General features: G+C 69.5%; 15 protein-coding genes and 1 pseudogene. 12 read left to right on the top strand and 4 right to left on the bottom strand.

Annotated features, from left to right (window positions below):
* The first annotated feature begins 91 nt into the window (after window positions 1-91).
* Both efeU and EAS64_RS32925 read left to right on the top strand, forming a co-directional pair.
* Window positions 92-2,242 (top strand): iron uptake transporter permease EfeU, encoded by a 2,151-nt coding sequence (efeU, locus tag EAS64_RS32930; protein WP_145859405.1) that lies wholly within the window; start codon window positions 92-94, stop codon window positions 2,240-2,242.
* An 85-nt stretch (window positions 2,243-2,327) separates the two neighbouring features.
* Window positions 2,328-3,566, top strand: coding sequence for a Dyp-type peroxidase (locus EAS64_RS32925; RefSeq protein ID WP_145859404.1), 1,239 nt, complete (start codon window positions 2,328-2,330; stop codon window positions 3,564-3,566).
* 159 nt (window positions 3,567-3,725) lie between these two features.
* Here EAS64_RS32925 and EAS64_RS32920 read toward each other — a convergent pair whose 3' ends face one another.
* On the bottom strand, window positions 3,726-4,685 hold the full coding sequence (locus tag EAS64_RS32920; protein ID WP_145859402.1) for a LysR family transcriptional regulator: 960 nt from the start codon (window positions 4,683-4,685) through the stop codon (window positions 3,726-3,728).
* A gap of 249 nt (window positions 4,686-4,934) precedes the next feature.
* Here EAS64_RS32920 and EAS64_RS32915 point away from each other — a divergent pair, with 249 nt between their 5' ends.
* The 4 genes from EAS64_RS32915 to EAS64_RS32900 all read left to right on the top strand — a co-directional run bounded on the left by EAS64_RS32915 (window position 4,935) and on the right by EAS64_RS32900 (window position 8,260).
* Complete coding sequence (locus tag EAS64_RS32915) at window positions 4,935-6,152, top strand: YeiH family protein (RefSeq protein ID WP_145859401.1); 1,218 nt, start codon at window positions 4,935-4,937, stop codon at window positions 6,150-6,152.
* A 256-nt stretch (window positions 6,153-6,408) separates the two neighbouring features.
* A complete protein-coding gene (locus EAS64_RS32910; RefSeq protein ID WP_145859399.1) occupies window positions 6,409-7,104 on the top strand; it encodes a 3-oxoacid CoA-transferase subunit A in 696 nt (231 codons plus the stop codon).
* Between the two features lie 2 nt (window positions 7,105-7,106).
* A complete protein-coding gene (locus EAS64_RS32905) occupies window positions 7,107-7,796 on the top strand; it encodes a 3-oxoacid CoA-transferase subunit B (RefSeq protein WP_145859398.1) in 690 nt (229 codons plus the stop codon).
* Window positions 7,797-7,885: 89 nt separating this feature from the next.
* On the top strand, window positions 7,886-8,260 hold the full coding sequence (locus EAS64_RS32900) for a hypothetical protein (RefSeq protein ID WP_145859396.1): 375 nt from the start codon (window positions 7,886-7,888) through the stop codon (window positions 8,258-8,260).
* Here EAS64_RS32900 and EAS64_RS32895 read toward each other — a convergent pair.
* Window positions 8,241-8,732: pseudogene (locus tag EAS64_RS32895) on the bottom strand (TetR/AcrR family transcriptional regulator); the annotation flags it as partial. The gene EAS64_RS32900 and the pseudogene EAS64_RS32895 sit on opposite strands and share 20 nt — an antisense overlap.
* A gap of 20 nt (window positions 8,733-8,752) precedes the next feature.
* Here EAS64_RS32895 and EAS64_RS32890 point away from each other — a divergent pair.
* Both EAS64_RS32890 and EAS64_RS32885 read left to right on the top strand, forming a co-directional pair.
* The gene (locus tag EAS64_RS32890; RefSeq protein WP_145859392.1) at window positions 8,753-10,030 is read left to right on the top strand and encodes an MFS transporter; all 1,278 of its coding nucleotides are present in this window, start codon (window positions 8,753-8,755) and stop codon (window positions 10,028-10,030) included.
* Window positions 10,031-10,366: 336 nt separating this feature from the next.
* Entirely contained in the window at window positions 10,367-11,467 is a 1,101-nt protein-coding gene (locus EAS64_RS32885) for an IS110 family RNA-guided transposase (RefSeq protein ID WP_187366344.1), read from the top strand.
* A gap of 447 nt (window positions 11,468-11,914) precedes the next feature.
* On the opposite strand, the gene EAS64_RS32880 is transcribed toward EAS64_RS32885, so the two are convergent.
* Window positions 11,915-12,415 (bottom strand): nitroreductase/quinone reductase family protein, encoded by a 501-nt coding sequence (locus EAS64_RS32880; protein WP_145859388.1) that lies wholly within the window; start codon window positions 12,413-12,415, stop codon window positions 11,915-11,917.
* A 164-nt stretch (window positions 12,416-12,579) separates the two neighbouring features.
* On the opposite strand from EAS64_RS32880, the gene EAS64_RS32875 reads away from it, so the two are divergent.
* Entirely contained in the window at window positions 12,580-13,530 is a 951-nt protein-coding gene (locus EAS64_RS32875; protein WP_145859985.1) for a sigma-70 family RNA polymerase sigma factor, read from the top strand.
* Window positions 13,531-13,576: 46 nt separating this feature from the next.
* On the opposite strand, the gene EAS64_RS32870 is transcribed toward EAS64_RS32875, so the two are convergent.
* Window positions 13,577-14,845 carry a YncE family protein gene (locus EAS64_RS32870; RefSeq protein WP_187366343.1) on the bottom strand — a complete coding sequence of 423 codons (1,269 nt, stop codon included), beginning with the start codon at window positions 14,843-14,845 and terminating at the stop codon, window positions 13,577-13,579.
* Window positions 14,846-15,085: 240 nt separating this feature from the next.
* On the opposite strand from EAS64_RS32870, the gene EAS64_RS32865 reads away from it, so the two are divergent.
* The 3 genes from EAS64_RS32865 to EAS64_RS32855 all read left to right on the top strand — a co-directional run bounded on the left by EAS64_RS32865 (window position 15,086) and on the right by EAS64_RS32855 (window position 16,838).
* Window positions 15,086-15,331 carry a FitA-like ribbon-helix-helix domain-containing protein gene (locus tag EAS64_RS32865; protein WP_145859384.1) on the top strand — a complete coding sequence of 82 codons (246 nt, stop codon included), beginning with the start codon at window positions 15,086-15,088 and terminating at the stop codon, window positions 15,329-15,331.
* A complete protein-coding gene (locus tag EAS64_RS32860; RefSeq protein ID WP_145859383.1) occupies window positions 15,328-15,750 on the top strand; it encodes a type II toxin-antitoxin system VapC family toxin in 423 nt (140 codons plus the stop codon). The genes EAS64_RS32865 and EAS64_RS32860 overlap by 4 nt, the downstream gene beginning before the upstream one ends.
* Before the next feature lie 170 nt (window positions 15,751-15,920).
* The gene (locus EAS64_RS32855) at window positions 15,921-16,838 is read left to right on the top strand and encodes an SAM-dependent methyltransferase (protein WP_145859381.1); all 918 of its coding nucleotides are present in this window, start codon (window positions 15,921-15,923) and stop codon (window positions 16,836-16,838) included.
* Window positions 16,839-16,842: the final 4 nt, after the last annotated feature.

The raw sequence follows: 16,842 nt of genomic DNA, 5'->3' as shown, positions 1-16,842 counted from the left end.
GTAGCCGGCGGCGGGGTTTCATCGCATCTTGACCATGAGCTAGGCCACATTCGGTGGACGCATCGCTTAGGTAAGCCTAACCTTAGTCACCGTGACTTGGGCGGACAGCGTACCTAACCTGCTGATCGGGCTCCGTGAGGGACTCGAGGCGGGTCTCGTGGTGACCATCCTGCTCGCCGCGGTGAAGAAGACCGCGGCGGCGCGAGCCGAGCAGGGCGGGGAGCCGGCACTGTCGGCCGGCCCGATCTGGCTCGGCGTGGTCGGCGCGGTGAGCCTGGTCGGCGCCTTCGCCGCGGTGCTCACCTTCTCGGTCAGCGTCTTGTCCAGCCAACAGCAGGAGGCGGTCGGCGGCCTGCTCAGCGTCCTCGCGGTCTGCCTGGTCACCGGCATGATCTTCTGGATGCGCCGCACCGCGTCCACCCTGTCGTCGCATCTGCGCGGCGAGGTGGAACGGGCCGTGGCGATCGGCGCGGGAGCGCTCACGCTGACCGCGTTCCTGTCCGTCGGCCGCGAGGGCCTGGAGACGACGCTGTTCCTGTGGACGGCGGCCAAGGCATCGGGGCAGACGGTCGGTCCGCTGATCGGCGCCGCGGTCGGCATCGCCGCCGCGATCGCGCTCTGCTGGCTGCTGTACCGCCGGGCGGTCCGGCTCAATGTCGGCGTGTTCTTCAACAGGACAGCGTTCGCGCTCATCGTGATAGCGGCGGGCGTGCTCGCCTATGGCTTCGGCGACCTGCAGGATGCGGGCTGGCTGCCTGGTCACACCTGGGTCGCATTCGACCTGACCGCGCCCATCGACCCGGGCTCCTGGTGGGCGTCGATCGTCACCGGCCTCACCGAACTGTCGCCGCGGATGACCGTCCTTCAGGTCACCGCCTGGCTGGCCTACCTCGCGTTCGTCATCCCCGCGTTCGTGAACGCGGGCCGCGCCGCCACGAAGAGCGCGGTCAAGCCCGCCGCACCCGCCGTCGACACCGTGTCCGCCGCCCGCCCGGCCCCTGTCGTCGCCCCCGCCGCGAACGGCACCGCGATCGGCCGCTGGGAGCGGACGGCCGCGGGCAGCCCGTGGCTGGTGGGCGGCGTCCTCGTCGCAGTGCCCGCCCTCGCCGCGGGCGTGACGATCGCGGTGCTGCCCGCCGCGCAGTCGAGCGGCGCCAGCACGGTCTCGGTGACCCGCACCAAGTGCGCACCAGAGTGGACGTCGGCTGGAGCCGGCACCCAGACGATCACCGTGACCAACAACTCCGGGCTGGCCGGCGAGATCAGGCTGGACAATGCCGCCGGCGCGATCATCGGCGAGATCGAGACCCTCGGCCCTGGCACGTCGGCGCCGCTGACCGCGACGCTCGGCACCGGCAGCTACACCTTCCAGTGTCTGATGGGCTCCAAGCCGGCGACGTCCTCGCAGGCCGTGGCGGTGTCGGCGGTGTCGGCGGGCACAGGGACCAAGGTGTCCGACCCGGTCGCCGTAAAGCCCGTCACCGTCGCGGAACTGACTCCGCCGAACAAGCTCTACCAGGGCTATGCGGCCGTCCAGCTCACGGACCTCGCCGCGGATGTCACCGCGATCCAGGCAGACCTGCGCCGCGGCGACATCGCGCGGGCGAAGCAGGACTGGCTGACCGCCCAGCTCGCCTGGGAGCGGGTCGGCGCGTCCTACAACAGCTTCGGCGACCTCGGCCTCGCGGTCGACGGCCTGCCCGACGGCCTGGCCGACGGCGTCAGCGACAAGGGCTTCACCGGCCTGCACCGCCTGGAGTACGGCCTGTGGCACGGCCAGCTGGCTAGCGAGCTGCTCCCCGTCGCGGATGCGGTCGCCAGGAATGTCGCCGCGATCCAGCAGAACCTGACCTCAGACGACCTGACCGGCGATCCGACCAACCTGTCGCTGCGCGCGCACGAGATCATCGAGGACGCGCTCCGCGATCACCTGTCAGGCATCGACGACGAGGGCGCGGGCGCCGCGTACGCGATGACCTACGCCGACACCCGGGTCGACCGGGCGGTGCTCGGCTACCTAGCGAGGCTGCTCAACCAGCGCCAGCCGGGCCTGGTGGCCACGGCCGAACGTCAGCTCGGCACGCTCGACGCGGCCCTCGAGGCGACGAAGGCCAACGGGCAATGGCAGCCGCTAACGGCGGTCTCCCTGGACAAGCGCCAGCAGGTGAACGCGGCCACCGGCGAGCTGGTCGAGACGCTCGCCGCCGTTCCTGACCTGCTCGAAGTTCCGGTCACTCACTAATACCCGAGACCGGCCGCCCATCGCGAGACCTGACCGCCACCCGAACCTGACCGCCATCACGAAACCAACCTAGGAGCGCAATCCCGTGGACCTCAGCCGCCGCAAGTTCCTCCAGGGCACCGCGACGGGTGCCGCGGGCACCGCGCTGGCCGGCGGCGTGCTGATCGGCGGTGCGCGGGCCGACGCAAACGCGGCCACCCAGGGGACCGAGGTGGCCGAGGCGGCGTCGTACCCGTTCCACGGCGAGCATCAGTCAGGCATCCTCACTCCTGGGCCGTCCGGCAAGCAGGCGGCCACCTGCGTCGCGGCCTTCGACGTCACGGCGGAGAACAAGACGGCACTCGCCGAACTGTTCCAGACGATCACCACCAGGGCCCGGTTCCTCGCCGCTGGCGGCACGCCGCCAAACCTGGGCGTCAGCCAGCCGCCGTCGGACAGCGACGTGCTCGGCCCCGTGGTGCCGTCCGACGGGCTGACCGTGGCCATGTCGGCGGGTTCCACGCTGTTCGACGACCGCTTCGGCCTGGCGGACCGCAAGCCCCTCAAGCTCAAGCCGCTCGTCGCGTTCCCCAACGACTCGCCGGACCCCGCGTGGCTACACGGCGATCTCGTCCTGCAGTTCAGCGCCAACCACCAGGACACGGTGCATCACGCGATCAGGGACGTGCTCAAGCACACCAGGGACGGCATGCAGCTGCGCTGGAAGATCGAGGGCTACAACTCGCCGCCGCGCCCGTCGGGCAGCGGGCGGAACCTGCTCGGGTTCAAGGACGGCACCGCGAACCCGACGGGGACACTCGCGAGTTCCCTCATCTGGGTGGACGACCCCAAGGAGCCGGTGTGGGCGATCGGCGGGTCCTACCTGGTCGTGCGGCTGATCCGGATGCTCGTCGAGTTCTGGGACCGGGTGTCCATCAACGAGCAGGAGGGTATGTTCGGCCGCCGCAGGGACACCGGCGCGCCGCTCGACGGCACGAACGAGTTCGACACGCCCGACTACAAGGCTGACCCGGACGGGAATGTGATCCCGCTCGACTCGCACATCCGCCTGGCCAACCCGCGCACCGCGCAGACCGCCAACCAGCGGCTCATCCGCCGCTCCTACAACTACGACCTCGGCGTGGACCTCAACGGCAACCTGCAGGCGGGGCACATCTTCATCGCCTACCAGCAGGACCTGGAGCGCCAGTTCGAGACCGTGCAGAAGCGACTGGTCAATGAGCCGCTCGTCGACTACGTGCAGCCGTTCGGCGGCGGCTACTTCTTCACCCTCCCCGGCGTGCGCAGCCAGAGCGACTGGTACGGCCGCACCTTGCTTTCCTGAAGTCCGGGGCTTTCCTGAAGTCCGGGGCTTGCCTCAAGTCCCGAGCTTGCCAGAAGCCCAGGGCTCGCGCCGGTTCAGATAGTAAAGAACTAGTTCACAAGAAGCCACAATTATACTCATTTTTCTGAGTTTTGTATGCGTTCTTATCTAGCCGGAAATTTATCCCGCCGGCCCGCGGCCAGGCCGGCGGCCCTGCGGCTCTGGCCGTCCGGCAGTCGCCAGGAGCCGGACCGCCTCCGGCGACAGCGGATCGTGATCCGCCCGCCAGACGACGGTGAGCTGCCTTGTCAGTGGCGGCCCTTCGATCTCGATCGCGACGAGCCGGCCGAGCACCAGGTCGTCGCGGACCGCGAGCCTGCTGAGCACGCCGGGCCCCACGCCGGCGGCGATCGCCGAGCGGACTGCGGCGCTCGTGCCGAGTTCCATCGCGACCCGCGGCCGCAGCGGCGGATCCTGCGCCGCCAGGTGGTCGGTGAGCGTGTCCCTGGTGCCGCTGCCCGCCTCCCGCATGACAAGCGGCGTCGCGGCGATCTCGGCCAGCGGCAGCGGATTACGGCGACGCGCCCACGGGTGGCCGGGCGCGGCGACCACGAGCATCTCGTCGTCTCGCAGCGGCGTGGTTACCAGGTCGGCGGGCAGGTGCGGTGTCTCGATGAAGCCAAGCCCGGCCCGTGAATCGCGGACAAGCTCGATGACCCCGGTGGAGTTGCCGACGGTGAGTTCGACGACGGTCGGCGGGTACCCGGCGGATTGCTCGGCAGCGCGCAACTCCACCAGCCAGTGCGGAACGAGGTGCTCCGCGATCGTCTGACTCGCCGCGATGGCCAGCCGATGGGAGACGCCCGACCTGATGGACCGCAGTCCCGCCTCAAGCCGGTCGGCCGCGTCGAGCACGTCTTCCGCCCAGCCCACGACAAGCCTCCCCTGCTCGGTCAGGTGTGACCCGGCCGGGTTGCGGGCGAGCAGCGTGATGTCCATCGCCCGCTCCAGACTTCGCATCCGGGCGGACACCGCCTGCTGCGATGCGCCGAGCACGGCCGCAGCCGCGGCGATCGACCCCTGCCTGCCCACCTCGCGCAGCGCACGCAGCGCGCCGAGATCCCGCACCGTCTCGCTCATCGCACCGCCCTGCTCATGCCGTCCGCGCCTGGCGCGTCGCTGTCTCGTTCATGCCGCCCCGCCCGTCGTCGTCCCGTCCCCGAGCACGAGTCCGAGCACAAGCACCAGGACCGGCACTGCTGCAGCGTCCCGCGGTTTGCCCGGCCATCGTTCCGCCATCCGGCGTTCCAGGGCCACAAGGCTAGTTTGTACCCTCACAAGGCCGCTGTCCTTCCCGCAGGCCAGCGAGCCGGCGAGCCTGGAATAGCCATGACCGTTCTGCACCTGCACCTGCACCGCACCGCGCCGACCCCGCTAACGGGCGATACGCTAACGGGCGAGCCACGCACGGCCCAGCCGTCCGCGGGCGAGCGCCCCGCCTGCGCATCAGCCCGTCCGGCCGGTGGCGCAGTTGCCGGCAGCCACCCCCGCGGCCGGGTGGCCGCTATCGCTCCCGGCCTCCTCCTCGCGCTGACAGTGGCTGCGGTAGCGACGGTCGTCGGGCAGCACGTCCCACTCGTCGGCAGTGCCGTGCCCGGCGCGGTCATCGGCGCCGGGATCGCGCTCGCCATCCGGCCAGGCGCGCGCCTGGCTCCCGGCCTGAAGTGGGCGAGCACCTTCGTCCTGCAGTGCTCAGTGGTTCTGCTCGGCGCCCAGCTCTCCATCGGCGAGGCGGCCAGGGTCGGTGTCTCGTCGCTGCCGGTCATGCTCGTCACCCTCGCCATCTGCCTCGGCGCGGCCTGGCTGTACGGGCGGCTGCTCAACATCCCGCACGACCTGCGCACGCTGGTCGGCGTCGGCACCGGGATCTGCGGCGGCTCGGCAATCGCCGCGGTCGCCCCGGTGATCGAGGCCGCGTCCGCGGACGTCGCCTACGCCATCTCAACGATCTTCCTGTTCAACATCGCGGCGGTCCTTGCCTTCCCGCTGCTCGGCCATGCGCTCGGGATGAGCCAGCAGTCGTTCGGCCTGTTCGCGGGCACGGCAGTCAACGACACCTCCTCCGTCGTCGCCACCGCGGCCACCTACGGCGCCGCCGCCTCCAGCCACGCCGTCGTCGTCAAGCTGGTCCGCACGCTCATGATCATCCCGATCTGCCTGGGCCTAGCCGCCCTAACCGCCCGCAAGCGCACCGCCGCCACGGCCACCGCATCGCCGGCCGACCCCGCCGCCACCACCCCCGCACCGGCCGCCCGCGCCGCCCGGATGTCGCCGAAGCGCATCGTCAAGCTCGTGCCCTGGTTCCTGATCGGTTTCGTCATCGCCGCCGCGGTCAACTCCTCCGGCGTGATCCCAGTCGGCGCGCACGTACCCATCCAGCACGTGTCGGTGTTCCTCGTTGCGGTCGCGCTGTCCGCCATCGGCCTGTCCACCGATGTGGCTGCCCTCCGCCAGGCGGGACACCGTCCGCTGCTGCTCGGCGCGCTGCTGTGGATCACCGTGGCCGGCGCAAGCCTGGGCCTCCAGGCCCTCACCGGCACCATCTGACCCCGCATCGCCACCCGGTGTCGCGCCCCGGCACCCCGTGACCACCTCAAATCCACTGAAAGTGGTCGCCAGCTATGCAAACCCAATACACAAGCTCGGGGGCCGGCGCAGCCGCGCACCGCACCCCGTCCGAAGCCCCAATACATACACCGCCAAAACGCCATAAAGCCCCCGCGGGCACCCACGCCAGCGCAAGCACATATGGCAAGCTGGGGACGATCGAACGACGTTGATCGAACGAAGGGGACACGACGCGGTGAGCCGGGCCCAGCTACTCCAGACGCCGGACGAAGCGGTCGCCGGCGTCGAGGACGGATCGACGGTCCTTGTCGGGGGCTTCGGCCTGGCAGGCATGCCGTTCGACCTGATCGACGCGCTGATCAGGCAGGGTGCCAGGGACCTGACGATCGTTTCGAACAACGCGGGCAACGGTGACGTCGGCCTCGCCGCCCTCCTCAAGGCCGGCCAGGTACGGAAGGTCATCTGCTCCTTCCCCAGGCAGGCCGACTCGTACGTCTTCGATGGCCTCTACCACGAGGGCAAGATCGAGCTTGAGCTTGTGCCCCAGGGCAATCTCGCCGAACGGATGCGCGCCGCCGGGGCAGGCATCGGCGCGTTCTTCTGCCCGACGGCGGTCGGCACGCCGCTCGCGGAGGGTAAAGAAACAAGAGAGATCGACGGCAGGACCTACGTGCTCGAGTACCCGATCAAGGCCGACTACGCGCTGATCGCCGCGCACCGGGCGGACACGCTGGGCAACCTCGTCTACCGCAAGACCGCGCGGAACTTCGGCCCCGTGATGGCGACCGCCGCACGCACCACGATCGTGCAGGTCAGCCAGGTCGTCCCGGTCGGCACGCTGGACCCGGAGGCGGTGGTCACCCCGTCGATCTTCGTCGACAGGATCGTGCAGGTCGAAACCCGCAGCTACACCGTGCAGGGAGCCCGCTGAGCATGTCCGAAGCAGCGCAAGAGCACACAGCGCTTGAGAACACGGGCCGCGGCCCGCTGAACACCGACGAGCTCGCCGCGGTGATCGGCCGCGACATCCCGGCAGGCTCCTACGTCAACCTCGGCATCGGCCAGCCCACCAAGATCGCCGACTACCTGCCGACTGACGCAGACGGCAACCAGACCGTCATCCTGCACACCGAGAACGGCATGCTCGGCATGGGTCCCACCGCGCAAGGCGACCAGGCCGACCCGGACCTGACAAACGCAGGCAAGGTCCCGGTGACCGAGCTGCCCGGCGCGTCCTACTTCCACCACGCCGACTCGTTCTCGATGATGCGCGGCGGCCACCTCGACGTCTGCGTGCTCGGCGCCTACCAGGTCGCGGCCAATGGCGACCTGGCCAACTGGCACACCGGCAAGCCGGACGACATCCCGGCCGTCGGCGGCGCGATGGACCTGGCCATCGGCGCCAAGGACGTGTACGTGATGATGACGCTGTTCACTAAGAAGGGCGAGTCGAAGTTGGTGCAGCAGTGCAGCTACCCGCTCACCGGGGTCGCCTGCGTCAGCCGCGTCTACACCGACTACGCCGTCTTCGACATCCAGTCCGATGGCGTGCACGTCCTCGCTACTTACGGCATCTCGCTTGAGGAGCTCCGCGACCGGGTGCCGGTCAAGCTCCTCGGCTGACCCCGGCGAAGATCAAAACCACCAACTTCATCATCCCGAACGGTTGTGGCTTACTCTTCCCCCCTCGCGTCTTCTCATAAGGAGCCGAAGTGTTCGTGCTGGCCCTCGTCCTGACCATCCTGCTGCTCCTGGAGTCGCTGCCGTCCGCGCTAGCCGGGCTGACCCGCGCCAAGGCAGGGCTGACGCGCCTTGACCAGCTCACCAGGCTCGGGGTCCTCGAGGGCAAGAACCTGTGGGTCGTCTCCCTGCTTGGCGTCGTGCACACCGCGGGATGTGCGGCGGTCATCGTCGGCCTCTTCGCGCCGGTGGCCGGCGTGATCGGCGGCGCCATCGAGGCAGCCGTCTTCTGCTGGGTGCTGTCCCGCCAGCTCAGCCACGGCGATCGCGGCCGCGCGCTCGGCGCCTACCTGCTGTTCCTCGCGCTCGCGCTCGCCGTCCTCATCGTCAGCGCCGCGCGCCTCTAGCCTGCCCCAAGGTCCCGATCCCGGCCTCGAGGAAGGTCACCAGCGTCTCGACCGCCGCGTCGCGTTCGGCGCCGGGCATCAGGTCGGAGATCTCGATCTGCATCGCCGCCGCCGCGACCGCGGCCATCCGCGGCCCGGGGGAGTCCGCGGTCAGGCCCGTCTCCTCGGCGACAGCGGTGGCGCCCGCGTCGATGGCGGGGGCCATCCGCGCGGTGCGCAGCGCGTTCAGCTCGGGATTGGCGGCGAACATCCGCAGCGCCAGCCGCTTGGTATCGGGATCGGTGCGCTTGTGGTCGTCGTGCAGCCAGCGCGCGAGGACGTCGGTAACCCGCTGGCCGGCGCCGCGCGCCCTGATGTCCGCGGTGAGGGAGTCGGCGGCCGCGGTGAACCGGCTCAGCGCGATGTCCTGCTTGCTCGGGAAGTACATCGCGACGGTGCGCGGCGACACCTCGGCCGCCGCGGCGATGTCGCTGACGGTCGTGGTGTCGTTTCATCGCGGGCCTCGCGGTCTTCGGCGCCGGGTCGGCGTGGGCCGCCTTCTCCGGGTCTGTCGCGATGCTGATCACGGCCCGCGCGGCGATGGGCATCGGCGGCGCGCTGCTGATCCCGTCGACCCTGTCGATCATCTCCGACATGTACCGCGACCCGCGCGAGCGGCAACGCGCGATCAGCCTGTGGGCGGGCACCACCGGGTTCGCTGTCGCCCTCGGCCCCATCGTCGGCGGCCTGCTGCTAGCGCACTTCTGGTGGGGCTCGGTCTTCCTGGTCAACGTCCCGATCGCCGTCGCCGGCCTGATCGCCGCCGCGCTGCTCGTGCCGGACTCGCGCAACGTCGGCGCGTCCTTCCCCGACATTCTCGGCGCCCTCTTGTCGACCGCCGGCATCGCGCTGATCCTGTGGGCGATCATCGAAGGCCCGTCCGACGGCTGGTCGTCGGCGACAGTCATCTGGCCAGGCGTCGCGGGCATCGTGGTGCTCGGCCTGTTCGCCGACTGGCAGCGGGTCAGCAGCCACCCCATGCTGAACCTCGGCTACTTCAGGAACCGCGCGTTCGGCGCCGCGATACCCGCGGCGGCCACGGTGAACTTCGGGCTGTTCGGCGCGCTGTTCGTGATGACGCAGCTGCTTCAGTTCTCCCTCGGCTACGACCCGCTCCAGGCCGGCGTCCGCATCCTGCCCGCCGCCGCGGCGGTGGTGGTGCTCGCGCCGCTGTCCGCCGTCGGTGTCCGGTTCCTCGGCCCAAGGCTCACCATGGGGGCCGGGCTTGCCCTCATCGCCGTCGGCCTGTGGGACGCGGGCACTCTCACGGCGGGCAGCGGCTACGCCGCCCTCGTGCCCGCGATGATCCTGATCGGCGCGGGCGCCGGGCTCGCGCTGCCGACCGCGAGCGGTTCGGTGCTCGGCTCGGTGCCGCGGGCCAACGCTGGCGTCGCGTCCGCGACCAACACCACCGCGCTCCAGGTCGGCGGCGCGCTCGGCGTCGCGGTGATCGGCAGCCTTTTGTCCACCCGGTACCAGGACACCATGGGCGCGGCCCTGGCAGGCCAGCACGTCCCCGCCGCCGTGCTCGGCGCCGTCGAGTCCGGGGTCGGCGGCGCGCTGAACGTCGCGGCACAGTTGCCAGGCGCGAGCGGCCAACTGCTCGCGCACGCCGCCCGCACCGCGTTCAGCAGCGGCATGGACCTCGGCATGACGGTCGCCGCGGGCGTCGCCCTCGCCGGCTTCCTGATCGCCCTCATCGGTCTCCCCCGCAGGAGCGGTCGCAGCTAACCCCGGCCGCAAGCGCCGACGAGCGAACCCCGACCGCGCGAACCCCGGCCCCGCGAACCCGGCCCGCCCCGCTTTGCTTAGCCGGCAGCCGGCGACCACTTTCTTCACCTTTGCTTACTAGCGGACCACTTTCGCGTCTGGTTTGCGGCAAATGTCCCACGGCTGGCTAAGCAAACACGGCCGGTTAAGTCAGCATGAAACGGCCGGCTCCGTGGTTCTGCCGGTAGAGGTGCCGTTAGAGGCGGGGCCTCTTGGTTTATGTCGTGGATCGTCTCACGCTGGTCTGCAGGAATGCCGACCAGAGACGGAGCCACAGGCAGAAGGGAGCCAGCCGTCATGGCCAGTTTGCCATCAGGGCCAGAAGTAGTCCACGTGGGCATGGACACCTCGATGCGGGAGATCGTGTGCGGGGTGCTGCGGCCGGGGATGGATGTCCCGGCGGTGGAGCGGATCCCCAATGACGAGGAATCGGTGCGGCGGCTGATCGGGAAGCTGGGCAGCCGGCACCTGCTGGCGGTCTGCTACGAGGCCGGGCCGTCGGGATACGAACTGCACCGGCTCATCATGTCGATGGGGGTAGCGTGCCAGGTCATCGCGCCGTCGCTGGTCCCGAAGGGCGGCTCGGAGCGGGTCAAGACCGGCCGCCGCGACGCGGTGCGGCTCACGCTGGGGCTGCGGGCCGGGATCCTGACCCCGGTGCGGGTTCCGGCGCCGGCCGAGGAAGCGGTCCGGGACCTGGTCCGCGCCCGCGGTGACCTGCTCGATGACCGCAAGCGGATGCAGCAGCGGCTGAACGCGTTCCTGCTGCGCCACGGCCGTATCTGGAGCGGCGGGAGGAAGTGGACCATCGCCCACCGCCTGTGGGTAGACCGGCAGCAGTTCGCCGAGGACGCGCTGCAGGAGGCCCTCGATGCCTACCGGGCCGGCCTCGAGGCGCGCGAGGCCGAGCTCCGCGCGGCCGAGGCCAGGCTCTCGGCCTGGGCCGGGCGGGAGCCGCTGGCCCCGGCGGTGGCGCGGCTGAGCGGCTACCGCGGGATCGCGGAGCTGACCGCGCTCACCCTCGCGTCCGAGGTCGTGGACTGGCACCGGTTCCCGGCCGCCCGGGCGTTCATGGGGTTCACCGGGCTTATCCCGTCGGAGTACTCCAGCGGCTCGCGCACCAGGCGCGGATCGATCACCAAGGCCGGGCCGGAAGGAGTGCGGACCGCGCTGACCGAGTCGGCCTGGGCCTACCAGCATCGTCCCGCGATCGGCGCCGGGCTGCGGCGCAGGCAGGCCGGGCTCTCCCCGGAAACCCTGGCCCGCTCCTGGAAGGCGCAGCAGCGACTCCACGCGACTTACAAGAAGATGACCGCCCGCGGCAAGCCGCACGGCGTCGTGATCACCGCCGTCGCCCGCGAGCTCGCGGGGTTCGTCTGGGCCGAGATGACCAGCTGACCTGCGGTGAGGCCAGCAGCAAGACCGGCGGCGTGCCGGGAGACGACGCCGCGGCAGGAAAAGACCCCCGTCTTTGCTTTGGGCGATCCGATTCCCGCGCTAAGTGAGGGGCACCGTCCTGCGCACAGCCGACCTGCGATCCCGACACGCGAATATGAGCCTGGCAGTGGCGACAGCCACGACCACGTCCCGGCACGCCGCCCCCACCGCCCCCGGCCCCCGCCCGCCAAAGCAGGCCAACAGGGACAGCCTCGCAGACAGCAGCACGCCGCGAGGCCAGCCCCCCGCGCCCCAGCGAGACGCAACACCCGCCCCCCGGAACACAGCCAACCCCAGCCGACGGCAATGTCCACCACGAAAGTTGACAGGCCGTTTCATATGAGCAAAGCGGAAGGCCGGCCCGGCGTCGCCGGCCCTGCGCCTCGGCGGGGCGCATCAAAAGGGTCCTTAGCGGGGCGTCAGCCGGAAGGCGCGGGCGCCGGCCTGCCAGGCGGCGCGCAGGTCGTCCGGGTTCGGGTTGCCCTCGGCGTCGAAGCCGATCTTGTTGAAGTTCGCGAACGCCTTATTGTCTCGAACCATGGTCTCGTACGCGGCCACCACCTCCGCCTCGTCGAGCATCACGCGCACGTCGGCCTGCCGCAGCCGCCCCTTGAGCCGGATGGTCAGCGGCTCGCCGGTGCGCAGGTTGCGGCCCCAGCCGAACGGGCTGCCGATGAGCAGGTCCTTGCCCTGCCTGGTGTAGGCGACGGGGATGGTGAACTGCTTGCCCGACTTGCGCCCGGTCACGTACAGCGTGACGAGCCGCTCGCCCGCGAACCTGCTCAGCACCGGCGCGCGGAGCAGGCCGCGTACCACGCCGTTCGCCACGCCCTGCAGCGCCAGCTTCTGGGCGCGCGGGGCTGGCGCCGCCGTCACGCCGCCGGTCACCGGCTGGCCTTGCTCGGTCATCTCAAGTTTCCCTTCGCCAGGTGTGTTACCTCGACCGTTTCCCGATCGTCATCGGGTAAGACGGAAGGAGGCGGCGAAAGGTGACAGCGATCAGCACGGACAACGGCACGGGGCCGGAGTACTTCGAGGAGCAGCGGCCGCACCTGCGGGCGGTGGCCTACCGGATGCTCGGCTCGCTGAGCGAGGCCGAAGACGCGGTGCAGGAGACCTGGCTGCGGCTGAACCGCTCGGACACCGGCACGGTCAGGGACCTGCGGGCCTGGCTGACCACGGTGGTGTCGCGGGTGTGCCTCGACATGCTGCGCTCGCGGGCGTCCCGCCGCGAGGATTCCCTTGACGACGTGCACGTGCCCGACCCGATCGTGACCAGGGCGGGCGACAACTGGGCGGGCGACGACCCGCAGGAGCACGCGGTGCTCGCCGACTCAATCGGCCTGGCCCTGCTCGTGGTGCTCGACACGCTGTCGCCGTCGGAGCGGCTCGCGTTCGTGCTGCACGACATCTTCGCGCTGCCGTTCGAGGAGATCGGCCAGATTCTCGACCGCTCGCCCGCCGCCGCCAAGCAGCTGGCGAGCCGGGCAAGGCGCCGCCTGCGCGACGCGGGCTCGATCGAGAGCGATGACGGCGACGGCGACGACGTCGCCGGGCTAACCGCCTCAGCCGGCCCAGTCTCAGCCGGCCCAGTCTCAGCCGGCACTGCCTCAGCCCGCCAGGCCGGCGGCCGGACCCCTGGCGCGGTCACCGACTTCGCCCGCAAGCGCCGCGTCGTGGAAGCCTTCCTCGCCGCGTCGCGCGACGGCGAGTTCGACCGGCTGCTCACCATCCTCGACCCGGACGTCGTGCTGCGCGCCGACGTCGGCGCAAGCGCGCTCGGCCCGTCCCAGATCGTCCGCGGCGCCCACGCGGTGATCGCGCAGGCCAAGCGCTTCGCGCCGCTCGGCCGCCACTCGCGACCGGTCACGGTCAACGGCAGCCCCGGCTTCATGGTCGTGACCAACGGCGAGCCGTTCGCCGTCATCTCGCTCACGGTCAAGGAAGACAGGATCACCGAGATGGACATCCTCGCCGACCCCGAGCGCCTCGCCCGGCTCGACCTGTCCGACGTCCTCGACTGACCCGCCCGGCGGTCAACCCGCCGGGCAGCTCAGCAGGCCCATCGCGTTAGCCCGAGATCACCGACACGTCATTGGCGTAACCGGTGCTGTAGGCGTCACCAGTGCGCGAGCTGATCGCGTTCTGGGAGATCGAGACGCCATCCTTGATGATCACGTGGCCGGAGAGCTTGTTGGTTTTGCCGTTGATCACCCAGAAGGCGCCCCCGGTGTTCACCCCGCCGGGGCCGGTATCGTCGTAGATCACGGTTTCCGCGTAGACGTCGCCGGTAACCGGGCTGACGGCGACGTCCTCGGCGTGCAGGTAGCCATCGGGGAATTCGATGAAGCCGGTGACCTTGTTGGTCTTCCCGCTGATCACCGACACGTTGCCGGATATGTCGTTGCCGACGTAGACGGTGCCGGTCTTCGGGCTGATCGCGATCTGGCCGGAACCGCCGAAATACCCCACCTCGTTCGGGATCACAGCGGTGACCTTGTTGGTCTTCCCGCTGATGGCCGTTACGAGGTTGCCCGTGTGATAGCCCTCGCTGACGACGTAGACCGCGCCGGTCACCGGGCTGACCGCGACCTGGTAGGGATCCACGGGCTCGCGCGAGGGCTCGCTGGCATAGGCGACCGAGACGGACGCGATGACCTTGTTGGTCTTGCCGCTGATCACGGACACGCTGTCCTTGCCGGGGTTGGCTATGTAGATGTCGCCGGTCTTCGGGCTGATCGCGGTCTCTTGCGCCGTCCCGGAGGAGCCGCCGAGCTTGATGGTGGTGATGACCTTGTTGGTGCGGCCGTTGATCACCGTGACCGTGCTGCTGGTGATGCTGGCTCCGGCGTTGGTGACGTAGACATCGCCGGTCTTCGGGCTGATGAAGGCTTGGCCTGGGTCGATTCCGACCGGGATGGTACCGATCACCTTGTTGGTGCGGCCACTGATCACCGTCACCGTGCCCTTTGCGCTAGATGTCACGGCGAAGTTGGTGACGTAGACATCGCCGGTGACTGCGCTGACCGCGACCGCGAACGGGGCCAGATTGCGCATGCCGGGCTTGATCCAGATGGTGGCGGCGACCTTGTTGGTCCGAGCGCTGATCACCGTCACAGTGCTGCTGCCTCTGTTGACGACATAGGCCGCGCCGGTTCGCGGGCTGACCGCGACCTCCGACGGTTCGCTTCCGACCTTGACGGTGGCGATGACCTTGGGGTGCGCGGCCGTTGCCGAGGTCGCGGCCATGGCGGCCGGCACCCCCAGGGCCAGGGCAATCCCGGACAGCAGAGCGGGCACGGCAATCCGGCCCCGCCGCAAGCGCGGCACACCGGACATGCGAGCACCAGAACGGACCATGCTGACCATTCCTCTCCCGCGGCGCCGGCCCCCTCGCCCGCCGGCCGCATATCCCCCGGAAACCGCACCAACTCTGGCGCGAATTCGCGGCAGACATCGGTCACGGGCGAGAAGTTGCCGAGCTTCCTGCTGCCCGGCCAGCTGGACAGGGCCTTGGCGTTGCGCTGTCATTAGAAGCACTGCTAGCATTGCAGTCAGTTACGTTGGGGAGGGGGTGCGATGGCGACGCTTACGATCCGGGGGCTTGACCCGGTCACGCATGCGCGGCTGCGCGTTGAGGCAGCACGGCACGGCCGGTCTATGGAAGCCGAGGTCCGGGCAATCCTTCACGAGCGGCTGATGCTCAGCTCGGCTGAGCGCGGCCTCGGCAGCCGCATCCGAGCTCGTTTCCAGGGGCTTGAAGGTGACCTTGAGCTTCCCGACCGCAGCGCCGAACTGCCTCGTGCGGCGGAATTCGACCGATGATCGTCCTCGACACCAATGTCATCTCTGAATTGGCCCGCCAGGCGCCTGACCCCGGAGTGCTCTCCTGGCTTGACTCCCTTGAAATCTCCGACGTGGCCACGACCGCGGTCACTGCCGCCGAGCTGAGGTGCGGGGTTGCAAGGCTGCCTGACGGTCACCGTAAGAGGGAACTCACGGTGATAATCCGCGGCATCCTGACCGAAGACTTCTACGGCCGGGTTCTCCCCTTCGATGAGCGCGCATCAGTCCGGTACGCGGACATCGTTACCGGGCGCGAGCGAATTGGCAGGCCTATCGGCGTCGCCGACGCTCAGATCGCGGCCATCTGCCGCGACCTGGAGGGGACCCTGGCCACTCGCAACACCCCTGACTTCGAGGAAACGGGAATCGAGCTTATCGATCCCTGGAAGCTCAGCTAACCAAACCCGAATGGGAAGCGCGCATGGCCCGCGATGCCAGCGACTGATCCAAAGGATGCCGATGCGTGGCTCGCTGGTGTCGCGCGGGGTTCCCGCACCCGCAGGCATCTTCGCATGTGAGTGGTTATCATCGGGAGTGCCTTGTCCCGACGCGCGGAAGAAGATATTTGATGTCTGCCCTGCCTCCGGAGTCCTCCGAATCAGAGGCCGGTGATCCGCTCGGTATCCGCTATCCCAACACGGCCCGCATCTGGAACTACCATCTGCGCGGAAAGGATAACTTCGAGCCCGACCGGAAGGCAGCCGCGGCGGTCAACGAACTTTTCCGCAAGATGGGCGTACCGTCTCCCCGCGACACTGCGGTTGAGACTCGTCACCTCCTGCAGCGAATGGTGGACTACATGCTCGGACAGGGCGCCCGCCAGTTCCTTGACCTGGGCTCTGGCCTGCCGAACATGGCCAATACACACCAGGTCGCCCAGCGGGCGGCAGCCGGGGCACGCGTTGTGTACGTAGACATCGACCCGATGGTGTCTAGTCACGCCAGCGCCCTGATGGGTGGCTCCGGTGTCATTACGCTCCAGGCTGATCTGCGCGAACCCGAGCAAGTCCTGGGCAACCCGCAGGTCCGTCAGCTGCTCGACTTCGGGCAGCCGGTCGGGATCATATTCATCTGCGTGCTGCACTGTCTGTGGGACAAAGAAGACCCGTGGGGAGTGGTGCGGCAGTTCCGGGACGCGGTGGTGCCGGGTAGCTACCTGGCGCTGAGCCAGATGACCACCGAGACTCACGAGCAAGCGGCCCAAGCGGTCTTCCAGATGACTCAGGACCTGCACTGGAACACCCCGCTCATCTCTCGCAGCCGGGCTGAGATCACCCGGTTCTTTGACGGGTTCACGCTAGTTGAGCCCGGCCTGGTGACTCCCGCGCAGTGGCGGCCGGACCTGGACAATCCCCTCCGTGATCGATGGGGGGACGACGTCGGCGATGATGCGCCCGCGCTCAAGGTAGTCATACCGGAACCGTCCCAGGAGGTCGATCGCAGCACGTGGAACCTGTGCGGGATCGGCATCAAGAATCAGCCCTGATGGC

Source organism: Trebonia kvetii (assembly GCF_007827045.1).
Classification (GTDB): Bacteria; Actinomycetota; Actinomycetes; order Streptosporangiales; family Streptosporangiaceae; genus Trebonia; species Trebonia kvetii.
This window is presented reverse-complemented; position numbering and strand designations above follow the sequence as displayed.